Genomic DNA, 23,227 nt, shown 5'->3' with positions numbered 1-23,227 from the left:
CGTGGCCGATCCGGTGCCGGATGTGGCCGGTCCGCTGCCGGGGCCACCGGGGGCGGGCCGCCCGACGGCCGCCTCGACCACGGCGTGGTCACGGGTGGTCATGGTCTTTCCTCTCCGTCGCTGGCACACCGACCAGTTGCCGGGTGTGCCGATCAGGTCGCGGGCGCCCCTGCGCGGTCGTACACCCGCCCGGCCAGTGAATTTCGGGCACTGCCAGTGCGCTCGGGTGCGCTCGTTTCGCGGGCACGCCGAAGGTCGGGCTGCCACGGTGTGCGGCCCCGTTCGGCGGGTGGTGGTTCGGATGCCGGCCGGGCGGCCGGGTCAGGGTGCGGTGGGCAGTTGGACGTCCACCCGCAGCCCGCCGTACTCGGCCGGGCGGGCGGCGATCAGGCCGTCATGCGCCTGGGTGATCGAGCGAGCGATGGCCAGGCCGAGGCCGGCGCCACCGCTGTGGTTCGTACGATCCCGGGCCAGGCGCCGGAACGGCTCGAAGAGCCCCGCCACCGCCTCGGCCGGCACCACCTGGCCCGTGTTGACCACGGTCAGGGCGGGACTGCGACCGACCGTGACGGTGAGCGTGCCCCCCGGCCGGTTGTACTTGATCGCGTTCTCCACCAGGTTCGACACCAGACGTTCCAGCAGCACCCGCTCGCCCATCACCACCCGGGGCTCCAGGTGACTCTGCACCGTCACCCCGGCCTCGGTGATCCGGTCCTGGTACGCGGCCAGCACCCCGGTAACGATCTTGTCCAGCCGCTGCGGTGTACGTGAGTGCAGCCCCTGGTCGCTCTCGCTGAGCGCGAGCAGCCCCTCGATGAGCCGCTCGTTGCGTTCGTTGGTCTCCAGCAACTGCCCGGTCAGCAGGTCCAGTTGTTCACCGGTGAGCGTCCGGGACATGCCGACCTCGATCAGCGTCCGTTGGACCGCCAACGGCGTACGCAGTTCGTGGGAGGCGTTCGCCGCGAACCGCCGCTGCCCCTCGTAGCCCGCGGCGATGCGCTCCATCATCTCGTCGATGGACCGGGCCAACCGGGCCAGTTCGTCGTTGCCGCGCGGCCGCAGCCGGTGACCGAGATTCTGCGGTCCGACCTGGGCGATCGGCCCGGCCAGGTCCCGCACCGGGCGTAGGCACCACCGTGCCGCGGCCCAGATCCCGGCGACCGAGAGGGCGAGGATGCCCAGCCCGGTGAGCGGAACGGCCAGACCGATGAGTTCCCGCGCCGGTGCGCACACCAGACTCACGCCGGGCACCCCGGTGTGGCAGATCCCTCTGGCGCCCGCCCACACCCCGCCGAGCACCCACTGCGTCAGGCCGGGCAGGGCGCACCCGACGAGCAGGGCGATCACGCCGACCAGCACGATCCGCCAGCGCGGGGTCACTCGGCACCACCGATGCGGTACCCGGTCCGGGGAACGGTGTGGATGATCTGAGGCGAGCCGAGCTTCTTGCGCAGCGTCATCACGGTGACCCGGACCACGTTGGTGAACGGGTCAGCGAACTCGTCCCACGCCTGCTCCAGCAGGTCCTCAGCGCTGACCACCCGGCCTTCGGCGCGGAGCAGCACGTGCAGCACCGCGAACTCCTTCGGGCTCAGGTTGACCGGACGACCGCCCCGGGTGACCGTGTGCCGAGCCACGTCCAGACGTACGCCCTGTGCCTCCAGCACCGGCGGTACGGCCGGGGCGGAGCGGCGACCCAGTGCCTGTACCCGGGCCACCAGTTCGGCGAAGGCGAACGGCTTGGTCAGGTAGTCGTCGGCGCCCAGCCCCAGGCCCTCCACCCGGTCCCGGATCCCGGCGGCGGCGGTGAGCAGCAGCACCCGGGTACCGGATCCGGACTCGGCGAGGCTGCGACACACCTCGTCACCGGTATGTCCAGGCATGTCCCGATCCAGCACCGCGACGTCGTACCGGTTCACCCCGACCCGCTCGAACGCTCCGTAACCGTCGTAGCAGACGTCCACCGCCATCGAGAGGCGACGCAGCCCCTCGGCGACGGTGTCCGCCAACAACCGCTCGTCGTCCGCTACCAGCACCCGCACGCTTCCGCTCCCCGTTGGTCTCGCTGTCGGGGCATACGTTCCCAGGCCACAGTTAAGAGTTCCGTAAGCACCCGCCACCCCAATACTCCACGTAACCCCACCCCACCCCACTCCCCCGCTCCCCGCTCCCCGCTCCCCGCTCCCCGCTCCCCGCTCCCCGCGATCATGCAGTTGTGGCTCCCGTTGTATCCACATACGCCCCTTATGACAGGTGCCACAACTGCATGATCAACGGGGCGGGCGGGGGCGAGGGGGCGGGCGAAGGGCGGGGTGGGGGCGAAGGGGCGGGGTGGGGCGTGGGGTGGGGTGTTGTTAGGGGGTGAGGAGGGAGCGGATGGTGGTGGTGATGTGGGTGGGGCGGCGGTAGAGATCGTGGGCAGTGAAATGCCGCATCCGCCAGCCCTCGTCCGCCAGCCAGTTCATCCGTATCCGATCTTGGCGGAGACGATCAGGATCGAGGTGGGAAAGCCCGTCGTACTCAATGCCGATCCGGTACTCGCGGTAGGCCAGGTCGAGCCGGTAGACCCCCAGACCATCCCGGTCGTAAACCCAGCACTGAGGCTCCGGAACCGGCAGTCCTGCGTCCACGAGAAGCAGTCTCAGTTGGCTTTCCTGGCGGCACTCGGCGCGAGGGTCGGCCAGCTCGACCAGCCGTCGCGCCTGACGAATGCCGCGCAACCCGCGATGTGCTGCGATCTCACTCCGCAGATCGTCGATGCCGCAGGCGCCAACTCGTAGACAGAGGTCCAGCACCGGCAAGGCATCCATCCGTCGTAACGTCCTCGCAAGATCGATCGCGCAGCGAGCCGCAGGCGCACACGGTACGCCGCCAGTCCAGATCGGATCTCGTACCGGCACGACGGACTCGTGCGTGACAACGCCCCGCAGGCGCGGCACCACCAGACCGGCCGGCACGATCACGTGCAGATCGCCGGAGCGGATGTCGCCGAATCCGTGCAGCGACGCACCACTCTGGTAGCCGAGGGCGCACCCGTCCGGCAGCCGCTCGAAGACCGCCGCGAGCCGGTCTTCAGCGAGCCGGTCTTCAGCGAGCCGGTCTTCCGGGCCGGGGCTGGTCGCCGGCCCGTACACCCCCCGACTCAACCGGGCGATCGCACCCGCCTCAAGCCGGCACCTGACCCGCCCACGGCTCCAACCCGACGCCAACAACTCGGAGTATCGAAAAACGTCCGCCACACCACCGGACTGTGCTCCGATATCGAGCCGCCTTCAGCCCCCTGTGGACAACCAACAGCCCTGTGGAAAACCCCCACCCCACCCCACCCGTCTGCTAGCCCCAGCACCCCACCCCGCCCCGGTCCCGCCGATCATGCAGTTATGGCACGTGGCAAAAAGTACATAAGGTAGCGAAACGACAACCACAACTGCATGATCGACGCAGATAGGGGTGGGGGTGGGTTAGTCGCAGCCCCAGCCGTCGTTGTCGCGGTCTAGGTCGTAGATGTCTGTGCCGATGACTTTGACCGGACCGGTGACGTACGCGGGCCCGTTGCCGCTGCCGCCGGCGCAGTCGACATCGCTGGCGATCGGCACGCACGGGGTGTAGTTGGGGTCGCACCGGGAGGCCGGCTTGGTGCCCTCGGCGATGACCTCGGTGACCGGCTTCTTCGTCACGACTGAGCTGACCCGCTTCTTACTGGTCTGCACCCCGTCGACCACGGTCACCTCGTAGGTCACGGTGCGTACGCCATCCACGCCCCGGGTACGGACCACCCGTTTTCCCTCGGCCAACGACGAGTCCTGCACCGTGCGGGTGCCGTGCCGGATGGGTTTCTTCTCCACCACGCTGCGCGTCTGCACCACGGGGGTGGGGGCAGCGGTCTCCTCTGACCTGGTCGCCTCCGACGCATCACTCGCCGCCGGAACGGGCTCCGACGCATCGCTCGCCGCCGGAACGGGCTCCGACGCATCGCTCGGCGTCGGATCGTCGGAGCTTGCCGGTACGGGCTCCGCACCGTCGGGGGTGGGAGCAGCCGGCGCGGGTACCGCCGTGGCGACGATGGCCGGCGCCGGTTCTTCGGCGGCAGTGCCGGTACGCACCGGCTCCGGCTCATCGACCAGGGCGCCCACGAACGTGCTGCCCGCGCAGCAGAGCAGGACGAACGACATGAACACTCCACCCAGGATCATCGTGACCCGATGGCCAGGGCTGAGCCGGCTGAACCAGTTCGACGGTGGGGCGGAGAAGACATTCGGATTTGTCACATCCACGAGTCTCGTCGGCGGTACTCACCGTGCCATCCCCTGCCACGTTGATCGCCCTCACCGAATGCACTGGTCCGGTGACCGTCAGGGCTGCGACTCGGCTCCGATCGTCACCCCGCCGACACGACTGGCTGCCGACCGTCATCGAGGTCGACAGCGCCGCTCCTGCGAACGGACGAGTCGAGCCGAGCAGCGGGCGCACCGACCGGGCAGCGTCGTGGCGAGCACCAGCAGCAGCGCGACCAGGAACATGGCCGTGCCGATGACGTTGACCTGCGGTGGGACACCCCGCTGGGCGGCACCCCAGACGTACATCGGGAACGTGACGGTGCTGCCCGAGTTGAAGTTCGTGACGATGAAGTCGTCGAAGCTGAGCGAGAAGGCCAGCAGGGCGGCGGCCACGATGCCGGGCAGCACCAGCGGCAGCGTGATCCGGCGAAACGTCTGCCACTCGCTGGCGTACAGGTCCATCGCGGCCTCCTCCAGCCGCCGGTCCATCCCGGCCAGCCGGGCCTTCACGGTCACCACCACGAACGACACGCAGAACATGACGTGGGCGATGACGATGGTCCAGAAGCCGAGCGGCACCCCGGCGGAGACGAAGAGGGCGAGCAGCGAGGTGCCCATCACCAGCTCGGGCGTCGCCAGCGGCAGAAAGATCAGCACATGGAGCCCGGAGCTGCCTCGGAACCGGTGCCGGGCCAGGGCGAACGCCATCAGCGTGCCGAGGGCGGTGGCCGCCACGGTGGCGAGGAACCCGATCTGCACGCTGCGCAGCACCGCGTCGCACATGTCGGAACTCGCGCAGGGGTTGCGCCAGTTGTCGAGGGTGAACTCGTGGAAGTCGTACGACAGCCGGCTCGACGGGCGGTTGAACGACAGCGCGGCGACCACGACGACCGGCAGCAACAGGTAACCGAGCACCAGCAGGGCGACACCCATCACCCAGTGTTCGGCGAGCCAACGGGACATCCTCACAGGACGTTCTCCGTGCCGGCCCGGCGGAGGTGTACGACGACCACCGCGAGGATCACCGACATCAGCAGCATCGACAGCGCCGCGCCCTGCGGGTGGTCGAGCCGGACCAGGAACGCCGAGTCGATGACATTGCCGATCAGGTACTCGTTCGGGGTGCCGAGCAGTTCGGCGTTGATGTAGTCGCCGGTCGCCGGGATGAAGAAGAGCAGGGCGCCGGCGATCAGGCCCGGCCTCGACAACGGCAGCGTGACCCGCCGGAACGTCTCCAGCGGGCCCGCGTACAGGTCGCTGGCGGCTTCCAGCAGCCGGCGGTCCAAGCGTTCCAGGCTCGCGTACAGCGGAAGCGCCAGGAACGGCAGGAAGTTGTACGTCAGGCCGAGCACCACCGCGATCGGGGTGGCCAGCAACCGTCCGTCGGGGCCGAGCAGGTGCACGTCGCGCAGCAGCCCGACCAGCGCACCGTTGTCCGACAGGATCGTCTTCCAGGCCAGCGTACGCACCAGGAAACTGGAGAACATCGGCGCGATCACGCAGACCAGCAGCAGGTTCTTCCACCGGCCGGCCTTGCACGCGATGGCGTACGCCAGCGGATAGCCCATCAGCAGCGCCAGCGCCAACGCGACCCCGGCGTACAGAAAGGACCGTCCGAACTGTGGCCAGTACGCCTGAACCGCCGCCGGATAGTTGCCGAACGCCCAGCTCAGCGCGTATCCGGTGGAGATCGAGCCGGTGGGGTCGTAGAGGCTGGCTCCGGCGAGCTGCACCAACGGCACGGCGAAGAACAGCAACAGCCAGGCCGCGCCCGGCAGCACCAGCAGGTACGGCAGGACCCGGTGACGCCCCGATCGGGCGGCCGGCGGCGACGGCTGCCCGGCGCCGGCGGACAGGTGAGCCAGCACGTTCACACCGTGGCCCCGCTCATGCGGACACACCGACCGGCTCGCCCGCCACCGGCGCGGTCGGATCCGGTGTCTCGGCACGGCGGCCGAGCAGGAAGGCGTGCCGCGGATTCCAGTACGCCACGGCCCGCTCACCGATCGCGAAGCGCTGCTGGTCGCCGCTGTTGGCGACGAAGACGCTCAGTTCGACACCCCCGGCGGTACGCAGCAGGTACTGGGTGCTCACCCCAAGGTAGGAGGCGTCGGTGATGGTGCCGTCCAGGTGCTGGTGTCCGGCCGGCACCCGCAGCGCCGCTGTGGCCAGGTGCAGCTTCTCCGGGCGTACGCCCAGAAAGACCGGACCCCGGTCGGTGCGGGACCGGCCGGCGGGCACCGAGAACCGCGCGCCCTGCGCGGTGACCAGCAGATCGTCCCCGCTGCCGCCGGTGACGTCCCCGGCGATCAGGTTCGACTGGCCGAGGAACCTGGCCACGAAGGCGGTCGCCGGGAACTCGTAGATGTCAGCCGGTGCGCCGAGTTGCTCGATCCGGCCGGCGTTCATCACCGCGACCGTGTCCGCCATCGTCATGGCCTCCTCCTGGTCGTGGGTGACGTGCACGAAGGTGATGCCGACCTCGGCCTGGAGCCGTTTGAGTTCGACCTGCATCTGGCGACGCAGCGTGAGGTCGAGCGCGCCGAGCGGCTCGTCGAGCAGCAGCACCTGCGGATGGTTGATCAGTGCCCGGGCCAACGCGACGCGTTGCTGCTCGCCACCGGAGAGCTGGGCGGGTCGTCGCCGCTCGTACCCGTCGAGCTGCACCAGGGACAGCATCTGCCGCACCTGCCCGCCGACCGAGCGGATGCCGCGCCGCCGCAGCCCGAAGGCGACGTTCTCGAAGACGTCCAGGTGCGGGAAGAGCGCGTAGCTCTGGAACACCGTGTTGACCGGTCGCCGGTACGGCCGCAGCCGAGCGATGTCACGGTCGCCGAGCAGCACCTGCCCGCTGGTCGGTGTCTCCAGGCCGGCGATCATCCGCAGGGTGGTGGTCTTGCCGCAGCCGGACGCGCCGAGCAGGGCGAAGAACGAGCTCTGCGGGATCGTCAGGCTCAGGTCGTCGACGGCGGTACGCCTGCCGAACGTCTTGGTGAGGTTGGCCAGCGTCAGGTCGCCGGCCGGAGTCTCCCGCGTCATGTCAGGCTCCGATGACCTGCTGGAACTTGGTTTCGTACGCGCGTTCCTGCTGCTCGTCGAGGGTCATGAAGACCCGGGCCTTGGCGAGCATGGTCTCGTCCGGGAAGATCAGCGGATTCGCGGCCAGCTCTGGATCGATCTTCTCCATTTCGGCCTGCGCCCCCTGGACCGGGCAGATGTAGTTGACGTAGGCGGCGAGTCGGGCGGCGACGGCCGGGTCGTAGTAGTAGTTGATCAGCTCCTGGGCATTGGCTCGGTGGCTGGCCCGGTTCGGCACCAGCATGTTGTCCGACCAGAGCAGCACGCCGGAGTCAGGCACCACGAAGGTGATCCGTTCGTCGTCGAAGCCGAGCTGGATGATGTCGCCGGACCAGCCGATGCACGCGGCGACGTCCCCCTTGGCCAGGTCCGGGGCGTAGTCGTTGCCGGTGAAGCGGCGGATCTGGCCGGAATCCACGGCCCGCTGGAGTTTGTGCAGCGCGTCGTCGAACTGGGCTGGGGTGAACGCCGCCGGATCGTGACCGTTGGACATCAGCAGCAGGCCCATGGTGTCGCGCATCTCGCTGAGCGCGGTCACCCTGCCCTTGAGGTCGGGGCGGGTGAGCAGTTCGTCGACGGTACGGATCTCTCCGGTGACCCGGCCGTTGTAGGCCAGCCCGGCGAGGCCGGACTGCCACGGAATGGCGAACTGGTTGTCGACGTCGAAGGAGCGGCCCCGCAGCGACGGCAGGATGTTGGCTTCGACGTTCGGCAGCTTCGACGGGTCGAGTTTCTGGATCCAGCCGAGGCGGATCATCCGGGCGGCCATCCAGTCGGAGAGCACCATGATGTCGCGCCCGATGCTCTGGCAGGCGGCGAGCTGGTGCTGCACCTTGCCGAAGAACTCGTTGTTGTCGTTGATGTCCTCGGTGTAGGTCACCTGGATGCCGCTCTCGCGGACGAACCCGTCCAGGCTGGGACGCTTCGACTCGTCGTCGGAGTCCACGTCCAGGTACTGCGGCCAGTTGGAGAAGGTCAGCGTCTTCTCCGAGCCCGACAGGTCCTCGCTGACGCACCCCTGTTCGGTCTGCTGCCCGGCGGGGGTGCCGCAGCCGGCGAGCGTGCCGCCGGCCACCAGCAGGGCGGCCGAGCCGAGGGTGCCGGAGAGCAGACCACGCCGGGTGAGGGGCCGCAGGACACGACGCATGTGACTCCCATCGAGGATCATCATCGGCGGGCGGGGTGGGCACGCCGGTGAGAAAGGCGGAAGGGCCAGTGGCGAAGGACGCCTGATCCTGACATGAGTGCGTCGCGGTCGACGGAGTGCCGTCGACCGAGGCGCTGACCTTACGGTTGAGGCAGCGCGGGAGCCTGCGCGGTGGCGGCGACGAAGGACCGCCAGGCGTCGGGAGTGAAGGCCAGGGTGCCGTCGTCGCGGGCCTTGCTGTCGCGCACCAGGACCCGGCCGGGCAGATTGTCGGCCACCTCGACACAGTTGCCGCCGTTGTTGCTGCTGCGGGTGGCGGTGCGCCAGCGGGCGCCGGTCATCTCCATGTCGTCGCCACTTCCCTGATCAGCTCGATGGACCGTCGGCGGGGCAACGCCTCACCGGTGACGCTCTCCCACCTCGCGCCCAGGCTAGCAAGGTCGGCACTGTCGGTCACCACCTGACCGCGCAGCTGATTGTCCAGATAGGCCGCCTCCGCACCGTCGGGCATCCGGGCCAGCACGAACGGCCCGGCCAGGCCGGTGTGCCACGGGTTCTCCGCCGGAATCACCCGGACCTGGACGTGCTCCCGCTCGCCCAGTTCCGCCAGATGTGCCAGTTGCCCAGCCATGACGCCCGGATCGTGGCCCACCGGCCGCCGCAGCACGATTTCGTCGATCACCGCCACGAACTGGAGCGGGACCTCGCGCTCCAGCACCCGCTGCCGCGCCAACCGCGCCGCCACGATCTCCTCCACCTCCGCCGGCGACACCAGGCCACCGGTGGCCAGCACCGATCGGGCGTACGCCTCGGTCTGGAGCAGACCCGGCACGAGCAGCGGCTCGTACGACCGGATGGACCGGGCATCCTGCTCCAGTTCCGCCCACGCCCGGAACCAGGGCAGATCGCGGCGGCGGAACGGTTCCGGCCAGAGTTCGGCGGCCTTGCGCCCGAGCAGATTGGCGACGGCGATCCGGGTCCGTGGGTGCGGAATCCGGCCGTCCGCCAGCCAGCGAGCGGCCGTCTTCGGATCGACACCCACCTTCCCGGCCAGGGACTCGGCCGTCTCGCCCCGGTCCGCCATCGCCACCCGCAGCGCCTCGTTGCCCACCACTCCGTTGCCCATCGCACCCTCCCGACTCGCGTCACACTCCGGCGCACGCTAGTCACCCGGAGTCGCCATGTCGGCCTCCTGTCGGCGTGTTGCGCCCGGACCTGTTTCGCGCATCCGAGGTGCTCTTCAACTGCCCCCGAAATGCCCTGGCGGCGCCCCTCGCCCCGGTCCGGTCCGGTCCGGTCCGGTCCGGTCCGGCCGGGCCTACTCTTACGTCCTTACGTCCTTTGCTCTGCTTCAACTCACGCAACGGTTTGCGCTGGAATGCTGTGCGTCCGGTGAAGCAGAGCAAAGGACGCGCACGAGCTACCCAACCCCGGCCGCCGGACCTGGCTCGCACGACACCACCGTCGACGGCCCTCGTGATCAAGAGCTTTGATCGCCAGAGGTCTGGAATCGCGACGGAAACGTCTTGATCAACCCGAACAGGGCGGGCAGGGGGTCGACCTTCGGGGGGTCAGTGGGTGGGGGGAATCACGCGGAGGTGGCCGCGGCGGGAGGTGGAGGAGGAACCGGGGGGTGGGGTGGGGTGGTTCTGGTCGTCCTGGGGCGGACGGGGAGCGGGGCGGGCGGCCTCGCGGACCGCCTCGGCGAGAGCCACCAGGTCGTCGGTGGTGGGCGGCGGCGGCTCGAACTCGCCCTCGTGCCGGACCACTTCCCAGCCACGCGGAGCGGTCAGACTCCGGGCGTGCGGCTCACAGAGGTCGTACGTGTGCGGCTCGGCGAAAGCGGCAAGCGGGCCCACCACGGCGGTCGACTCGTTGTAGACATAGGTCAGCGTGGCGACCGCTTGCCGGGGGCAGCCGTTGCGGGAGCAGCGCCGTGGTGACCTCACCGGCGCAGGGTATCTCCATTACCGGCTCCGGCGCACCGGTTCGCGTTACGACACGCCCGTCTTGGTGATCACATTTCTTGGCTGGTGCCGCAACGCGCCAGGTGGTCGGCGCTGACGCGGCCCGGAGCGGACCGGAAGCTACGCTTTGGCTCATGACGAGCCCGGAACACCGCCGCCCCGGCACCGGCCGGCGCGCGCACCGCGACCGGCATGGACGCGGTCTGCGCGGGCGGCTGGTGCCGGCCACCGTGCCGCTGGCACGGACCAAGGCGGAGATCTTCGACGACCTGGTGCTGGACACCGTCGAGACGCTGGAACGTCGGTTCGCCAAGGAACTGGCCGGGGTGGAGTTCGCCGTCGAGGACGTCCCGCCCGACCTGAACGTCTACGACTCCGATGTGCTGGAGGACGGCGAGGTGCCGCTGGCCCGGCTGCTGCCCGGTCGACCCGGCCGCCAGGAGATGCCGCCCCGGATCGTGCTGTACCGGCGGCCATTGGAGTTCCGGGCCATGGACCGCGAGGATCTCGCCGACCTGGTCCACGATGTGATCATCGAGCAGGTGGCGAACCTGCTCGGCGTCGATCCGGACGAGTTGGCCTGATCGCGACCGCCACCCCAGCCCGGCAGCCCCCAGCCCGGCGACCCCAGCACCCCAGCCCGGCGACCCCAGCCGACAGGCCTCAGCCGGCCACCCCGGGCCGACCCGGATGGGGACGGCCCCCCAACCGTCCCGCCCCACGTCCGGTCAGGCCGCCCGGCGCTTGAGCTTGCGCCGCTCCCGTTCGGAGAGCCCACCCCAGATCCCGAACCGCTCGTCGTGGCCGAGAGCGTATTCGAGGCATTCCGTCTTGACCTCGCACCGCGAGCAGATGCGCTTCGCCTCGCGGGTCGAGCCGCCCTTCTCGGGGAAGAACGCCTCCGGGTCGGTCTGCGAGCACAGGGCCCGCTCCTGCCACTCCGGCGCGTTTCCGAGCAGGTCGGCCGCCTCGAGCTGGCCGTCCATTCAGTTGCCTCCTTGTCGCGCACCGGCGTCGTCGCCGCTGCAACCCCCCACGCGAAAGGCGTGCTTTGTCCGTCCCGTCCCGTTATCGTGCGTTCCGTGCGAACAACCCCATTCAAATTACACGCGTGTAATGCGTGCGCCGTCAAGCCAAACTTGATAATGGAGTCGCCCTCCCGACACGCGTCCCGGGCGGCCGTTCGCACCACCCGGTCTCGCCCTGCCCTATCGATTCAGACCCCGGCCGAGTAACGCCCTCCCCGGCGAGTTGCCCGAGTTTTCTCCCGTGGCGCGCCGAGCGCCGCAGGAGTGATCGGGCTTCGCGCCGACGCCGGAGAAGCCGTCCACCAAGATCCGTTGATCTTGATGCGCAAGGTTATCCCGACTTCGCCAACCCTGCTCGCCGAGCGGGCGAACAACGACCACGTCCAGCCCACAATGTGGACGGGACGCGGGTGGAACAGGGTCGGGCGAGCCAGCCGGTCGAGGTGGTCAAGCTGGTTCGCAAGGCGAATCCGGCGACCTGCGGCCGGTGACAATGGTCGATCAGGCCGGTGCGTCGCTGTCTCACCACACGGTACACACATCGGTCGGACGGTTCGGACAGGCAGCACTGTGGAACTGCCTGTTCCGATGGTGCATTTCGAAGCGGTAGGTGCCGTCCGTCAGGCCGCGATATGACCGTACGCGGTCGTACGCCTCCGCACCGGCCGGCCGGCCGCCGCAGCGATTGCCCGCAACTGCTCCTCGGTACGCGCCGACCCGTTGTCGGATCCGGCCATCCGCGAGATCGTCTCCTCCATCAGCGTGCCGCCCAGATCGTTGCAGCCGCTCCGCAACAGCTCGGCGGCACCGGCGTCACCCAGCTTCACCCAGGAGCACTGGATGTTGTCGATCCGGCCGTGCAACAGCACCCGCGCCATTGCGTGCACCACCCGGTTCTCCCGCCAGGTCGGCCCGGACCGGGCGATGCCGGCGAGGTAGATCGGCGCGTTGGTGTGCACGAACGGCAGCGCCACGAACTCGGTGAACCCGCCGGTACGGTCCTGCACCCCGGCCAGTACCCGGAAGTGCGCCAACCAGTGCGCCGGGTGGTCGACGTGGCCGTACATCATCGTCGAACTGGACCGGATGCCCAGCTCGTGGGCCGTGCTGACCACCTCGACCCAGGCGGCGGTCGGCAACTTGCCCTTGGTGAGCACCCAGCGCACCTCGTCGTCGAGGATCTCCGCCGCAGTCCCCGGGATGGTGTCCAGTCCCGCCTCGCGCAGTCCCGTCAGCCACTCCCGCACTGACACGCCGGCCTTGGCCGCGGCGGTGACGATCTCCATCGGCGAGAAGGCGTGCACGTGCATCTCCGGCACCCGGGCCTTGATCGCTCGGACCAGATCGGCGTAGATCGTCACCGGCAGCTTCGGGTCGATGCCACCCTGCAGGCAGACCTCGCCGGCACCGGCGTCCCACGCCTCCTGCGCCCGATCGGCCACCTGCTCCACCGAGAGCCGGTACGCGTCGGCGTCCCGTTCCCGCTGGGCGAAGGCGCAGAACCGGCAGCCCACGTAGCAGACGTTGGAGAAGTTGATGTTGCGGTTGACCACGTAGGTCACGTCGTCACCGACGGCGGAGCGACGCAGCTCGTCGGCGATGCGGCACAGCTCGTCCAGGGCCGGTCCGTCCGCGCCGAACAACGCCAGCGCGGCATCGGTGTGCCGGGGCTCCAGCAGGGCCGCCGGGTCGTCGGCGGCCAACCGCAATCCGGCCCGCAGGTCGGCGTTTCCGGCGTCGACACCGACCGGCCGACCAGCGTCGGCACCGCCCACCGCCTTCGCCGCCTCCGGAGCATTCTCGCCACCCGCTCGTGCCGGTGGCACAGCCGCCTTCGCGGCGACCTCCGCCCAGTCGCCGTAGACGTGGTCGAAGTCTCCCCGGCGGTCGTCGGTGCGCCCCGTCGTGTCGATGGTGGCGTGCAGGTCGGTACGCCCGCCGAAGGTTTCGTCCGGCTCCTGCCACGGCCGGCCCACCGGACGGGCCGCCTCGACCGCCAGCCCGGTCGCCGGGTCAGCCAGCGCGGTCACGTGGGGCAGCAGCCGGGCGTCCAGCCACGGTTCGCCGGCCTGGACGTACTCCGGGTAGACGGTCAAACGCTCGCGGAGGGTGAAGCCGGCCGCCGCGGTGCGGGCCGCCAGGTCGTCGAGCTGCGGCCAGGGGCGTTCCGGATTGACGTGGTCCGGGGTCACCGGCGAGACGCCGCCCCAGTCGTCGATGCCGGCGCGCAGCAGCAGGTCGTACTCGCCGGCGATCAGGTTCGGTGGCGCCTGGATACGGGCCTTCGGGCCCAGCAGCACCCGGGCCACCGCCACGGTGGCCGCGAGGTCGTGCAGCTCCGCGTCGGGCATCCCGCGCATCGCCGTGTCCGGCTTCGCCCGGAAGTTCTGCACGATCACCTCCTGGAGGTGGCCGTACTCACGCTGCGTACGCCGGATCGCGAAGATCGCGTCGACCCGTTCGGTGAGGGTCTCGCCGATGCCGATCAGGACGCCCGTGGTGAACGGGACGCCGACGCGTCCAGCGTCGTCGAGCACTCGCAACCGGACCGCCGGTTCCTTGTCCGGGGAGCCGTAGTGCGGGCCGCCGGGCTCGGACCACAGCCGGGTGGCCGTGGTCTCCAGCATCATCCCCATGCTCGGTGCCACCGGCTTGAGCCGCTGCAGTTCCGCCCAGGAGAGCACACCCGGGTTCAGGTGCGGCAGTAGACCGGTCTCCTCCAGCACCGCCACGGCGCAGGCCCGGAGATAATCCAGAGTGGAGCCATAGCCGCGTTCGTCCAGCCACTGCCGGGCCGCCGGCCAGCGCTCCTCCGGCCGGTCGCCAAGGGTGAACAGGGCTTCCTTGCAACCCTGCGCCGCACCGGCGCGGGCGATGGCCAGCACCTCGTCGCGGTCGAGGAAGGCCGCCGGCAGCCGGTGCGGCACGGTGGCGAACGTGCAGTAGTGACAGCGGTCCCGGCAGAGCCGGGTCAACGGGATGAAAACCTTCTTCGAGTACGTCACCACGCCGGGCCGACCAGCGTCCCGCAGACCCGCGTCACGAATAGCACCGGCGATGCCGAGCAGTTCCTCCAGCGCCGCGCCCCGGGCGGTCAGCAGGGTCGACGCCTCGTCGACGTCGAGCGCCCGCCCGGTGGCGGCGCGGCGCAGAGCCCGCCGGACGCCCCCGTCACCCGACCCGCGCTCGCTCTGATCAACCATCCGCTCAGCCTAAGCGCTGAGGTCCGGTCCGGCCCCCGCCCGTGGGCAACCGCACGTGCTGACGACCCTCGCTCAGCTCGACTGGTCGCCCGGGTCGATCCGCTGGGTACGGTCGGCCTCCCCGTCCCCCGACCGAGGAGTCGACCGGTCGACGTCACCGTCACCCGATCTCGGAATCGCCTGGGTCGGCTCGGCTGCCTGATGCGGGATGGCCTGGGTCGGCTCTGCGCCCCGATGCGGGATGGCCTGGGTCGGCTCGGCACTCTGGCGCGGGTCGTTCCCGGCCGGGTCGCCCTGGCGCGGGATGCTCTGCGTCGGGTCGGCCGAGGCCGGTTGTCCGAACGGCGGTGCGGCCGGGGAGGACGGCGGTGCGGCCGGGGAGGACGGCGCCGTCGATGGCGGTGGCACCGCCGGCTGCCCGTGCGGCGGCCAGGTGTGCGGCGACTCGGGCGGCCCTCCGGCGGAAGGTGACCCGCCTGCGGAAGGTGATCCGGCGGTCGGCCAGCCCGGCTGGCCGTGCGTCGCGCTGCCTGCCGGGTAGCCGCCGGGCTGGTCGGAGCCGGGGTGACTCGGTTGACCCCCACCCGGTTGACCGGCGTAGCCGGCCGGATAGCCGGGGCGGTCGGCACCCGGCCAGCCGCCCGACTGGCCAGGCTGTGCCCAACCGCCGCCCTGGTGACCAGGCTGGCCACCGAACTGACCCGGACCACCCGGCGGCTGCGGCCAGCCCGGCTGCGGCGTGCCGTACAGGCCAGGCTCGGACTTGGGACGCGGCACGTGGTAAAGCCGCTGCCAGACGCTCCACACCACGTACGCCGCCGCCGCGAACAGCGCCACCCAGGCGATCCGGATGAGCAGACCGGTCATGGCGTCGAAGAGCTGCGCTTCGGCCAGCCGGCCGACCACCCAGATCAGCAGGGTCAGACCGCCGAGCACGGTACTGACCGCATACTCGATCAAAGCCACCTGCGTGATCAGTTTCGCCCGCCCGGCGACCGGGGCCAGATGCGTGGCCAGCAGCACCGCCAGCACCGGCAGGACGACCGCCTCCACGCCGATGAAGGCGAAGAACGAGTTGCCGGCACGCCCGGTCACCGTGCTGTAGGCGCCCTGCGGGGTCAACAGCCGGATCAACCCCACGAAGAGGAGAACGGCGTTCGCGCCAAGGAGCACGAGGGCGATGAGTTCACGCAACGGTCCGGTCACCTGTCGGGCCGGGGTCGGGTCGGTGGGTGGCGGCTCGGCGGGGCTGGTCACGAACTCTCCCTGGGGCGAAAGCGGACAGAGGCCGACGTGAGCCTAGTCTCCCGGGGCGCGTGGCTGCCGAAGGCGTCACGTAGGCGAGGATGGACGAATGCGCATCGTGGTTCTGACCGGCGGAATCGGCGGTGCCCGGTTCCTGCTGGGGGTGCGGGCGTACGCCCGCGAGGTGGGCGCCGAGGTGACCGCGGTGGTCAACGTCGGCGATGACCTACGGCTGCACGGGCTCCGGATCTGCCCGGACCTGGACAGCGTGCTGTACACCCTCGGCGGCGGTGCCGACCCGCAGCGGGGCTGGGGGCGCGTCGACGAGAGCTGGACGGTCAAGAACGAGCTGGCGGCGTACGGTGCCGAGCCGAGCTGGTTCGGGCTGGGTGACCGGGACATCGCCACCCACCTGGTACGCACCACCATGCTTGACGCCGGCTATCCGCTGCACCAGGTCACCGAGGCGCTGGCCACCCGCTGGCAGCCCGGCGTACGCCTGCTGCCGGCGACCGACGACCGCCTGGAGACGCACGCGGTCACCGACCTCGACGGTGGCCAGCGGGCGATCCACTTTCAGGAGTGGTGGGTGCGGTACCGGGCGGAGATCCCGACCCACCGGTTCGTCTTCGTCGGCGCGGAGTCGGCGAAGCCGGCACCCGGCGTGACGGAGGCGATCGCCGGGGCCGACGTGCTGCTCGTGGCACCCAGCAACCCGGTGGTCAGCATCGCGCCGATTCTGGCCGTGCCGGGCCTGCGCGAGGCGGTGACGACCAGTCCCGCCCCGGTGGTGGGCGTCTCGCCGATCATCGGCGGTGCGCCGGTGCGCGGCATGGCGGACCGCTGCCTGGCGGTCGTCGGTGTGGAGTGCACCGCTGGCGGGGTCGGCGGGCTGTACGGGAGCCGGGCCGCCGGTGGTCTGCTCGACGGCTGGTTGGTGGCCGAGGAGGACGCCGGAACACTGGTGCCGGACGTGACGGTCCGCGCGGTGCCGCTGCTGATGACCGACGAGGCGGCGACGGCGGCGATGGTCCGTGCCGCGGTGGAGTTGACGTGAGACTGGAGATCCTGCCGGTGCCCGGCATCGGGCACGTGACCGAGGGCGACGACCTGACGGCCCTGATCGGAAGCGCGGCACCGTGGCTGCGCGACGGGGACGTGCTGGTGGTGACCAGCAAAATCATCTCGAAGGCCGAGGGACGGCTGGTCGACGTACCCGCTGACGGCCCGGACCGGCAGACCGTCCGGGACGAGGTGCTGGCGGCGGAAACGGCCCGCGTGGTGGCCTCCCGCGGTCCGACCCGGATCGTGCAGACCCACCACGGCTTCGTGATGGCCTCGGCCGGAATCGACGCCTCCAACGTCGACAAGACCCGGTTGGTGCTGCTGCCGGTGGACCCGGACGCCTCGGCCCGCGCGCTCCGCGCCGGTCTGCGCGAACGGTACGGCGTGGACGTCGCGGTCGTCGTCAGCGACACCATGGGTCGCCCCTGGCGTAACGGGCTGACCGATGTGGCCCTCGGCGTCGCTGGGATGGACGCCATCCGCGACCACCGGGGCGAGGTCGACCCGTACGGCAACGAGCTGGTGCTCACGCAGATGGCGGTGGTCGACGAACTCGCTGCCGCAGGCGAGCTGATCAAGGGGAAGTGCGACCAGATGCCGGTCGCGGTGATCCGCGGTTACCTGACGCCGCCGCTGACGGGCGACGGTGAGGGGGCCCGCGTCCTCGTCCGGGACGCCTCGATGGACCTGTTCTCGCTCGGCACCGCCGAGGCGACGGCGGCCGGGTTGGCGGCCGCCGCCACCCTGCCGGACCGCCCGGGTGAAGCCGCAGCCGACCCGGCCGCCGTCGACCGGGCGATCGCCTCGATCGTCGACGTGATCGCGCCCGGCACCGTCTTCACCCAGGTCACCGACGATGACGTACGCCACGCGCTGGCGGCCATCGTGCCGGGTTGGCCGGCCCGTGCCACCGGCCTGGTGCTCTGCTCACCGCCCACCCCCGTGGGTCCGGTCCAGTTGGTCCGGTTCGGCACGGACGTGCAGCGTCTGCGCACCGCCCTCGCGGCGGTCGACGTCCCCACCCAACTCCTCCCCCCACCCAACGGCACCACCGCCGCCGCCACCCTCGCCCTCTGACCCGCGCACACCGCGCCGGCGTACCCACCAGCACCCGTACGCTGGCACGGACGATAGGAGCAACAGTTGTCGACGCCCCCGATGGTGGACGAATCCCCGCGCGGCGACGCGGACGGCTGGACGGTGTTGCACGCCGACGCGGTCGCGGTGCTCACCGCTTGGACGCCGACCAGCCCGGACGCGGCGGAGGCCACCGACCGCACCCTCGATCTGCTCAGCGCCGGGCCGATCGCGATGAGCCGCGAACACCGGGCCGGTCACGTCACCGCCAGCGCGTTGGTGTTCGACGCGACCGGCACCCAGGTGCTGCTCTGCCTGCACGGAAAGTTCCACAAGTGGGTGCAGTTGGGTGGTCACTGCGAGTCCGGCGACCGGACGCTGGCCGGCGCGGCGTTGCGGGAGGCCACCGAGGAGTCCGGCATCACCGGTCTGTCGATCGATCCGACGCCGATCGACGTGGACGTGCACCCGGTGGCCTGCCAGGGTGGGTCGCTGCACCACGACGTGCGTTTCGCCGTGTTCGCTCCGGTGGGAGCGACGGAACGGGTCAGCGTGGAGTCCGAGGCGCTCGGCTGGTTCCCACCGGAGCACCTACCGCAGCCGCTGGCCGGCGGCACGGCCCGGCTCGTCACCCCGGGCCTGGCAGCCTTCAGACGAGCCTCTCCGCACCCCGTTTCCTGAGCCTGCCTCAGGCCCGCGCCCTGGTCCACGCCGCGATGTGCACCTCGGCGCTGGACCCCCAGGTGAATTCCTTCGCCCGGTCGAAGCCCGCCTTGGCCAGCGACAACCGGCGCGGCTCGTCGTCGAGCAGCGCGCTCAGGTCGACGGCGATCTGGTCAGCGTCCTCGCTGGTGTACGCCACCGCGTCGCCCCCGACCTCGGGCAGCGACAACCGGGGGGTGGTGAGCACCGGGGCGGCGCACGCCATCGCCTCCAGGATGGGCAGTCCGAACCCCTCGCCGTAGGAGGGGTACGCGGCCACCAGCGCCCCGCCGAGGAAGCCGGGCAGGTCGCCGTAGCGCAGGTAGCCGGGACGCAGCAGGCGCAGGTGCGAGGGCACCTCGGCCACCGCGCGGTCGATGTCGTCGTCGTGTCCCTGCCCGCCGGCCACCACCAACGCGGGCGGGTCCTGCCGGTCGGTGACCGCTCGGGCCCAGCCCCGGATCAGGTTCGGCACGTTCTTGCGGGGCTCCTTGGCCCCGAGGAACGCGACGTAGCTGCTGCCGCCGAGCCCCAGGCGGGCGCGAACCCGGGCCTTCTCCTCGTCACTGGGCTCGTGGAAGGCATCGTGGTCGACGCCGTGGTAAGCCACGTCAATCTTGGTCGGGTCGGCGTCCAGCAGCCGGATCAGCTCGTCGCGGGTGGCCTTGCTGGGCACGATCACCCGATCCGCGCGTCGCAGCGAGGTCTTGATGGCGCTGCGGAAGAACGTACGGCGGGACTTGTCGTAGTGCTCCGGCTCGGTGAAGAACGTCGCGTCGTGCACCGTCACGGTCACCGGACAACCGGCCCGCAGCGGGCAGGTGTAGAAGGGTGCGTGCAGAACCTCGGCGCCGACCTGTTGGGCGAGCAGGGGCAGGCCGGTCTGCTCCCAGGCGAGCCGGGCGGGCCGGTGCGCGACCGCCGCCGGAGCCGGGATGATCTCCGCGTCGGGGAGCATCCGGCGGTACCGCTCCAGATCGGTGCGGAGGCTGACCACGACCAGGTCCACCGCCGATCCGCACACCTTGCCAAGGGCGCCGAGCAGGCCGTCGACGTATCGACCGACGCCACCGCGATCGGCGGGAACACTCGTGGCGTCGATGAGCACGCGGGGCGGACGGCCGGCGGTCACAGGGCGACTCCTTGCAGTGGCAGGACTGTGGGGAACAACACTCCGGCAAGCCTACGCCGGAGTCGGGTACGGACGCTGACTGCGACCCGACGGTACGCCGACTTGTCGCTGTCATCGAATACGGACGCCGGGCGCGTATCGTTCGCGTCGATGGCCGACAACATTGCCCGGGTGTTCGCCGACGCGATCGCGACCGACCCGAACCGTCCGCTGCTGACCTGGTACGACGACGCCACCGGCGAACGCACCGAGCTTTCCGGTGCCACGCTGGCGAACTGGGTGGCCAAGACGGCCAACCTGCTCGTCGACGAACTGGCCCTCGGGCCGGGTGGCACCGCGGCGGTGCTGCTGCCACCGCACTGGCAGAGCGCAGCCGTGCTGCTCGGCTGCTGGTCCGCCGGGTTGACGGTGCGACCGGCCGGGTTGACGGTCGCGGAACGCCCCGGCGACGTGGACGTACTCTTCGCTGCCGCCGACCGTGTCGCGGAGGCTGACGCCTGGTCGGCGGATGAGCGGTACGCGCTCGCGCTGCACCCGTTCGCGCTGCCGTTGCGGGAGGTCCCGGCGGGCTTCGCCGACTACGTCACCGAGGTACGCGCGCACGGCGACCACTTCACGGCGTACCCGCCGGGTGGTCCCGACCACGGCGCGCTGCGCGACCGGGCCGCCGCCCGCGCCGCCGAGCTCGGCATCTCCGCTGGCGACCGGCTCCTGGTGGACGTCGACCGGCACCCGGACCCGCTCGACTGGCTGCTGGCTCCGCTCACCGTGGGCGCCACCCTGGTGCTCTGCGCCCATCTGGATCCGGCTCGCCTGGCCGAGCGTCAGGCGACGGAGCGGGTCACCCGCACCCTGAGCTGAACCTCCCGGCCAGCCCGGCTGAGGACGGCCTGACCGGGGCGACCCGGTCAAAGAGACGTCCTCCCAGCTGCCACCACCTCCCACATCACCGTTAGTGACAATTACCCACCGTTGCCGTGCCGGCAGGGGCGGACCTACCCACCTCGACGCTTTGCTCTGCTTCAACCGACGCACAACCGGCTGAGCTGGACCGACGTGGTTGGCGCGCGGTGACAGGCAGGCGTCCGAAGCTGCGGAGGGTAACCGTTGCGTGGGTTGAAGCAGAGCAAAGGGCGCGGAGGGGTGCTGGGGTGGTGGGCGGCGGCGGCACGCTCAGTGAGGTGAGGCGAGTTGAGGTGAGGTGAGGTGAGGGGAGGGGAGGGGAGCCGCCGACCGGGTGGAACTGGCAAGGGGTTGTCAGGTGGCGGGGTGCTGCGGGGCGCGGTGCTGGGCCAGGGTGGCGAAGGCGGCCAGGGAGTCAGGGTTGGCGAGAGCACCCTTGGCGGCGGCCTGATCGACCGGAGTCCCGGTGAGGATCTTCTTCACCGGCACCTCCAGTTTCTTCGCGGACAGGGTGCGCGGCACCGCCCGGACCTGGTGGATCTCGTCGGGGACGTGCCGGGGAGACAACGACGTCCGCAGCTCGCGGCAGATCTTCTTCCGCAGCTCGTCGTCGAGGGAGAGCCCCTCCGCGAGCACCACGAACAGCAGCAACTCACCGGCGCCGCCCTCGTCGTCTTCCAGGTGCACCACCACCGAGTCGACGATGTCGTCCAGCCCTTCCACGACCGAGTAGAACTCGGCGGTGCCGAGCCGTACCCCGCCCCGGTTCAGGGTGGCGTCCGAGCGGCCGGTGATGACGCAGCCGCCGCGCGCGTTGATGGTGATCCAGTCGCCGTGCCGCCACACACCGGGATAGACATCGAAGTACGCCTCCCGGTAGCGGACCCCGTCCGGGTCGTTCCAGAAGCCCACCGGCATGCTCGGCATCGGCTTGGTGATCACCAGCTCACCCAGCTCACCGATCACCGGGGTGCCGTCCGGCGAGCGGGCCTCCACCTTGGCTCCCAGGGCCCGACAGGTGATCTCACCGGCGTGCACCGGCAGCAGCGGGACACCACCGACGAAACCGGTGCAGACGTCGGTGCCGCCGGACAGCGACTGGAGCTGAAGGTCGCGGCTGACCGTGTCGTACACCCAGGTGAAGCCCTCGGCGGGCAGCGGCGCGCCGGTGGAGCCGAGACCGCGCAGCGCGGAGAGGTCGGCGATCTCACGCGGGACGAGCCCGGCCTTACGGCAGGCCAACAGGAACGGTGCCGAGGTGCCGAAGTAGGTGGTGCCGGTCTGCTCGGCCAGCCGCCACATCGCGCTCAGGTCGGGGTGGCCCGGGTTGCCGTCGAACAGCACGATCGCCGCGCCGACCGCCGGCCCGGAGGCCAGGAAGTTCCACATCATCCAGCCGGTGGTGGTGAACCAGAAGAACCGGTCCGTCGGGCCCAGGTCGTGATGCAGGGCGAGCATCTTCAGGTGCTCCAGCAGGATGCCGCCGTGGCCGTGCACGATGGGCTTGGGCAGCCCGGTGGTGCCGGAGGAGTAGAGCACGTACAGCGGGTGGTCGAACGGCACCGGGGTGAAACTCAACGGTTCGTCGGTTTCGGCTGCCAGCTCCGCCCAGGCCAGCGCCTCGTCCGGTGACGAACCGTCGGGATCGAGGTAGGGGATCGAGACGGTGTGCCGCAGCGTCGGCAGCGCGGCCCGGATCGCGGCCACCTCGGCCCGCCGGTCCACCGGCTTGTCGCCGTAGCGGTAGCCGTCGACGGCAACCAGGATCTTCGGCTCGATCTGCTGCCACCGGTCGGTGACGCTGCGGGTGCCGAACTCCGGCGCGCAAGAGGAGAAGATGGCGCCGAGGCTGGCGGTGGCCAGCATCAGCACGTACGTCTCCGGGATGTTCGGCGCGTACGCCGCCACCCGGTCGCCGGTGGTGACGCCGAGCCGACGCAGCCCGGCGGCGACCCGGCGGACCTGCTCGCGCACCTGCCCGGCGCTGAGGGTGACCGGTGCCCGGGTCTGCCCGTGTGCCACGACCACCGGCTCGTCGTCGGCCCGGCCCGGCATCCGCAGCACGTTCTCGGCGTAGTTCAGGGTGGCACCGGGGAACCACCGGGTACCCGGCATGTCCCGGTCGGCCAGGGTGGCGGTGGGCGGAGTGTGCGCGACGACCTCGAAGTGGTCCCAGATCGACCGCCAGAAACCGTCCAGGTCGGTGACCGACCACCGCCACAGGGCGTCGTAGTCGGCGAACGTCAACCCCCGGTGCTCGGCGAGCCACCGCAGGTAAACCCCGATCCGTGACCGTTGGAGCACGTCCGTCGGTGGCGTCCACAGCACGTCCGTCACTGGTCCACTCCTCCCCTGGCCCGGCACGACGCTGTGCGGTGGGCCGTGGCGCCATCTTGCCCTACC

At 70.7% G+C, this 23,227-nt stretch carries 21 protein-coding genes; 5 read left to right on the top strand and 16 right to left on the bottom strand.

Going from position 1 to position 23,227, the window contains the following annotated elements:
• Positions 1-321: 321 nt before the first annotated feature.
• The 11 genes from Vlu01_RS01545 to Vlu01_RS01495 form a co-directional block, all read right to left on the bottom strand.
• A complete protein-coding gene (locus Vlu01_RS01545) occupies positions 322-1,380 on the bottom strand; it encodes a sensor histidine kinase (RefSeq protein WP_203991567.1) in 1,059 nt (352 codons plus the stop codon).
• Entirely contained in the window at positions 1,377-2,042 is a 666-nt protein-coding gene (locus Vlu01_RS01540) for a response regulator transcription factor (protein ID WP_203991564.1), read from the bottom strand. The genes Vlu01_RS01545 and Vlu01_RS01540 overlap by 4 nt, the downstream gene beginning before the upstream one ends.
• A gap of 312 nt (positions 2,043-2,354) precedes the next feature.
• Positions 2,355-3,239 (bottom strand): type IV toxin-antitoxin system AbiEi family antitoxin domain-containing protein, encoded by an 885-nt coding sequence (locus Vlu01_RS01535; RefSeq protein WP_203991562.1) that lies wholly within the window; start codon positions 3,237-3,239, stop codon positions 2,355-2,357.
• Positions 3,240-3,461: 222 nt separating this feature from the next.
• A complete protein-coding gene (locus Vlu01_RS01530) occupies positions 3,462-4,268 on the bottom strand; it encodes a G5 domain-containing protein (protein WP_239095621.1) in 807 nt (268 codons plus the stop codon).
• Between the two features lie 141 nt (positions 4,269-4,409).
• Positions 4,410-5,240 carry an ABC transporter permease gene (locus Vlu01_RS01525; RefSeq protein ID WP_203991645.1) on the bottom strand — a complete coding sequence of 277 codons (831 nt, stop codon included), beginning with the start codon at positions 5,238-5,240 and terminating at the stop codon, positions 4,410-4,412.
• Between the two features lie 2 nt (positions 5,241-5,242).
• Complete coding sequence (locus Vlu01_RS01520; RefSeq protein WP_203991559.1) at positions 5,243-6,151, bottom strand: ABC transporter permease; 909 nt, start codon at positions 6,149-6,151, stop codon at positions 5,243-5,245.
• A 13-nt stretch (positions 6,152-6,164) separates the two neighbouring features.
• Positions 6,165-7,316, bottom strand: coding sequence for an ABC transporter ATP-binding protein (locus Vlu01_RS01515; protein ID WP_203991557.1), 1,152 nt, complete (start codon positions 7,314-7,316; stop codon positions 6,165-6,167).
• Between the two features lies 1 nt (position 7,317).
• Positions 7,318-8,502: a polyamine ABC transporter substrate-binding protein gene (locus tag Vlu01_RS01510; protein WP_203991554.1), complete on the bottom strand. Its 1,185-nt coding sequence runs from the start codon at positions 8,500-8,502 to the stop codon at positions 7,318-7,320.
• A 140-nt stretch (positions 8,503-8,642) separates the two neighbouring features.
• Positions 8,643-8,849 carry a DUF397 domain-containing protein gene (locus tag Vlu01_RS01505; RefSeq protein ID WP_203991551.1) on the bottom strand — a complete coding sequence of 69 codons (207 nt, stop codon included), beginning with the start codon at positions 8,847-8,849 and terminating at the stop codon, positions 8,643-8,645.
• Positions 8,840-9,628: a helix-turn-helix domain-containing protein gene (locus Vlu01_RS01500; protein WP_203991548.1), complete on the bottom strand. Its 789-nt coding sequence runs from the start codon at positions 9,626-9,628 to the stop codon at positions 8,840-8,842. Before Vlu01_RS01500 ends, Vlu01_RS01505 begins: the two co-directional genes overlap by 10 nt.
• Positions 9,629-10,073: 445 nt before the next feature.
• Positions 10,074-10,451 carry a DUF3499 domain-containing protein gene (locus tag Vlu01_RS01495; protein ID WP_203991533.1) on the bottom strand — a complete coding sequence of 126 codons (378 nt, stop codon included), beginning with the start codon at positions 10,449-10,451 and terminating at the stop codon, positions 10,074-10,076.
• Between the two features lie 152 nt (positions 10,452-10,603).
• On the opposite strand from Vlu01_RS01495, the gene Vlu01_RS01490 reads away from it, so the two are divergent.
• The gene (locus Vlu01_RS01490; protein WP_203991529.1) at positions 10,604-11,053 is read left to right on the top strand and encodes a metallopeptidase family protein; all 450 of its coding nucleotides are present in this window, start codon (positions 10,604-10,606) and stop codon (positions 11,051-11,053) included.
• A gap of 144 nt (positions 11,054-11,197) precedes the next feature.
• Here the strand turns inward: Vlu01_RS01490 and Vlu01_RS01485 are convergent, their stop codons facing one another.
• From Vlu01_RS01485 to Vlu01_RS01475, 3 genes are all read right to left on the bottom strand, one after another.
• Entirely contained in the window at positions 11,198-11,455 is a 258-nt protein-coding gene (locus Vlu01_RS01485) for a WhiB family transcriptional regulator (protein WP_013731688.1), read from the bottom strand.
• Positions 11,456-12,117: 662 nt separating this feature from the next.
• The gene (locus Vlu01_RS01480) at positions 12,118-14,700 is read right to left on the bottom strand and encodes a bifunctional FO biosynthesis protein CofGH (protein ID WP_203991526.1); all 2,583 of its coding nucleotides are present in this window, start codon (positions 14,698-14,700) and stop codon (positions 12,118-12,120) included.
• A gap of 72 nt (positions 14,701-14,772) precedes the next feature.
• On the bottom strand, positions 14,773-15,957 hold the full coding sequence (locus tag Vlu01_RS01475; protein WP_203991515.1) for a hypothetical protein: 1,185 nt from the start codon (positions 15,955-15,957) through the stop codon (positions 14,773-14,775).
• A gap of 97 nt (positions 15,958-16,054) precedes the next feature.
• On the opposite strand from Vlu01_RS01475, the gene cofD reads away from it, so the two are divergent.
• The 3 genes from cofD (at position 16,055) to Vlu01_RS01460 (ending at position 18,768) form a co-directional block, all read left to right on the top strand.
• Positions 16,055-17,002: a 2-phospho-L-lactate transferase gene (gene cofD / locus Vlu01_RS01470; RefSeq protein WP_203991513.1), complete on the top strand. Its 948-nt coding sequence runs from the start codon at positions 16,055-16,057 to the stop codon at positions 17,000-17,002.
• Entirely contained in the window at positions 16,999-18,087 is a 1,089-nt protein-coding gene (locus tag Vlu01_RS01465) for a coenzyme F420-0:L-glutamate ligase (protein ID WP_203991509.1), read from the top strand. The genes cofD and Vlu01_RS01465 overlap by 4 nt, the downstream gene beginning before the upstream one ends.
• An 81-nt stretch (positions 18,088-18,168) precedes the next feature.
• On the top strand, positions 18,169-18,768 hold the full coding sequence (locus tag Vlu01_RS01460) for an NUDIX hydrolase (RefSeq protein WP_203991643.1): 600 nt from the start codon (positions 18,169-18,171) through the stop codon (positions 18,766-18,768).
• 7 nt (positions 18,769-18,775) lie between these two features.
• Here the strand turns inward: Vlu01_RS01460 and Vlu01_RS01455 are convergent, their stop codons facing one another.
• Positions 18,776-19,921 carry a glycosyltransferase family 4 protein gene (locus Vlu01_RS01455; RefSeq protein ID WP_203991506.1) on the bottom strand — a complete coding sequence of 382 codons (1,146 nt, stop codon included), beginning with the start codon at positions 19,919-19,921 and terminating at the stop codon, positions 18,776-18,778.
• Between the two features lie 150 nt (positions 19,922-20,071).
• On the opposite strand from Vlu01_RS01455, the gene Vlu01_RS01450 reads away from it, so the two are divergent.
• Positions 20,072-20,782 (top strand): TIGR03089 family protein, encoded by a 711-nt coding sequence (locus Vlu01_RS01450; protein WP_203991503.1) that lies wholly within the window; start codon positions 20,072-20,074, stop codon positions 20,780-20,782.
• Between the two features lie 396 nt (positions 20,783-21,178).
• Here Vlu01_RS01450 and Vlu01_RS01445 read toward each other — a convergent pair whose 3' ends face one another.
• Positions 21,179-23,161: an acetoacetate--CoA ligase gene (locus Vlu01_RS01445; protein ID WP_203991501.1), complete on the bottom strand. Its 1,983-nt coding sequence runs from the start codon at positions 23,159-23,161 to the stop codon at positions 21,179-21,181.
• Between the last annotated feature and the right edge of the window lie 66 nt (positions 23,162-23,227).

The organism is Micromonospora lutea, assembly GCF_016863535.1.
GTDB lineage: Bacteria > Actinomycetota > Actinomycetes > Mycobacteriales > Micromonosporaceae > Micromonospora > Micromonospora lutea.
Note: the sequence above shows the minus strand (reverse complement) of the source record. Positions and strands in the feature narration are given on the sequence as shown.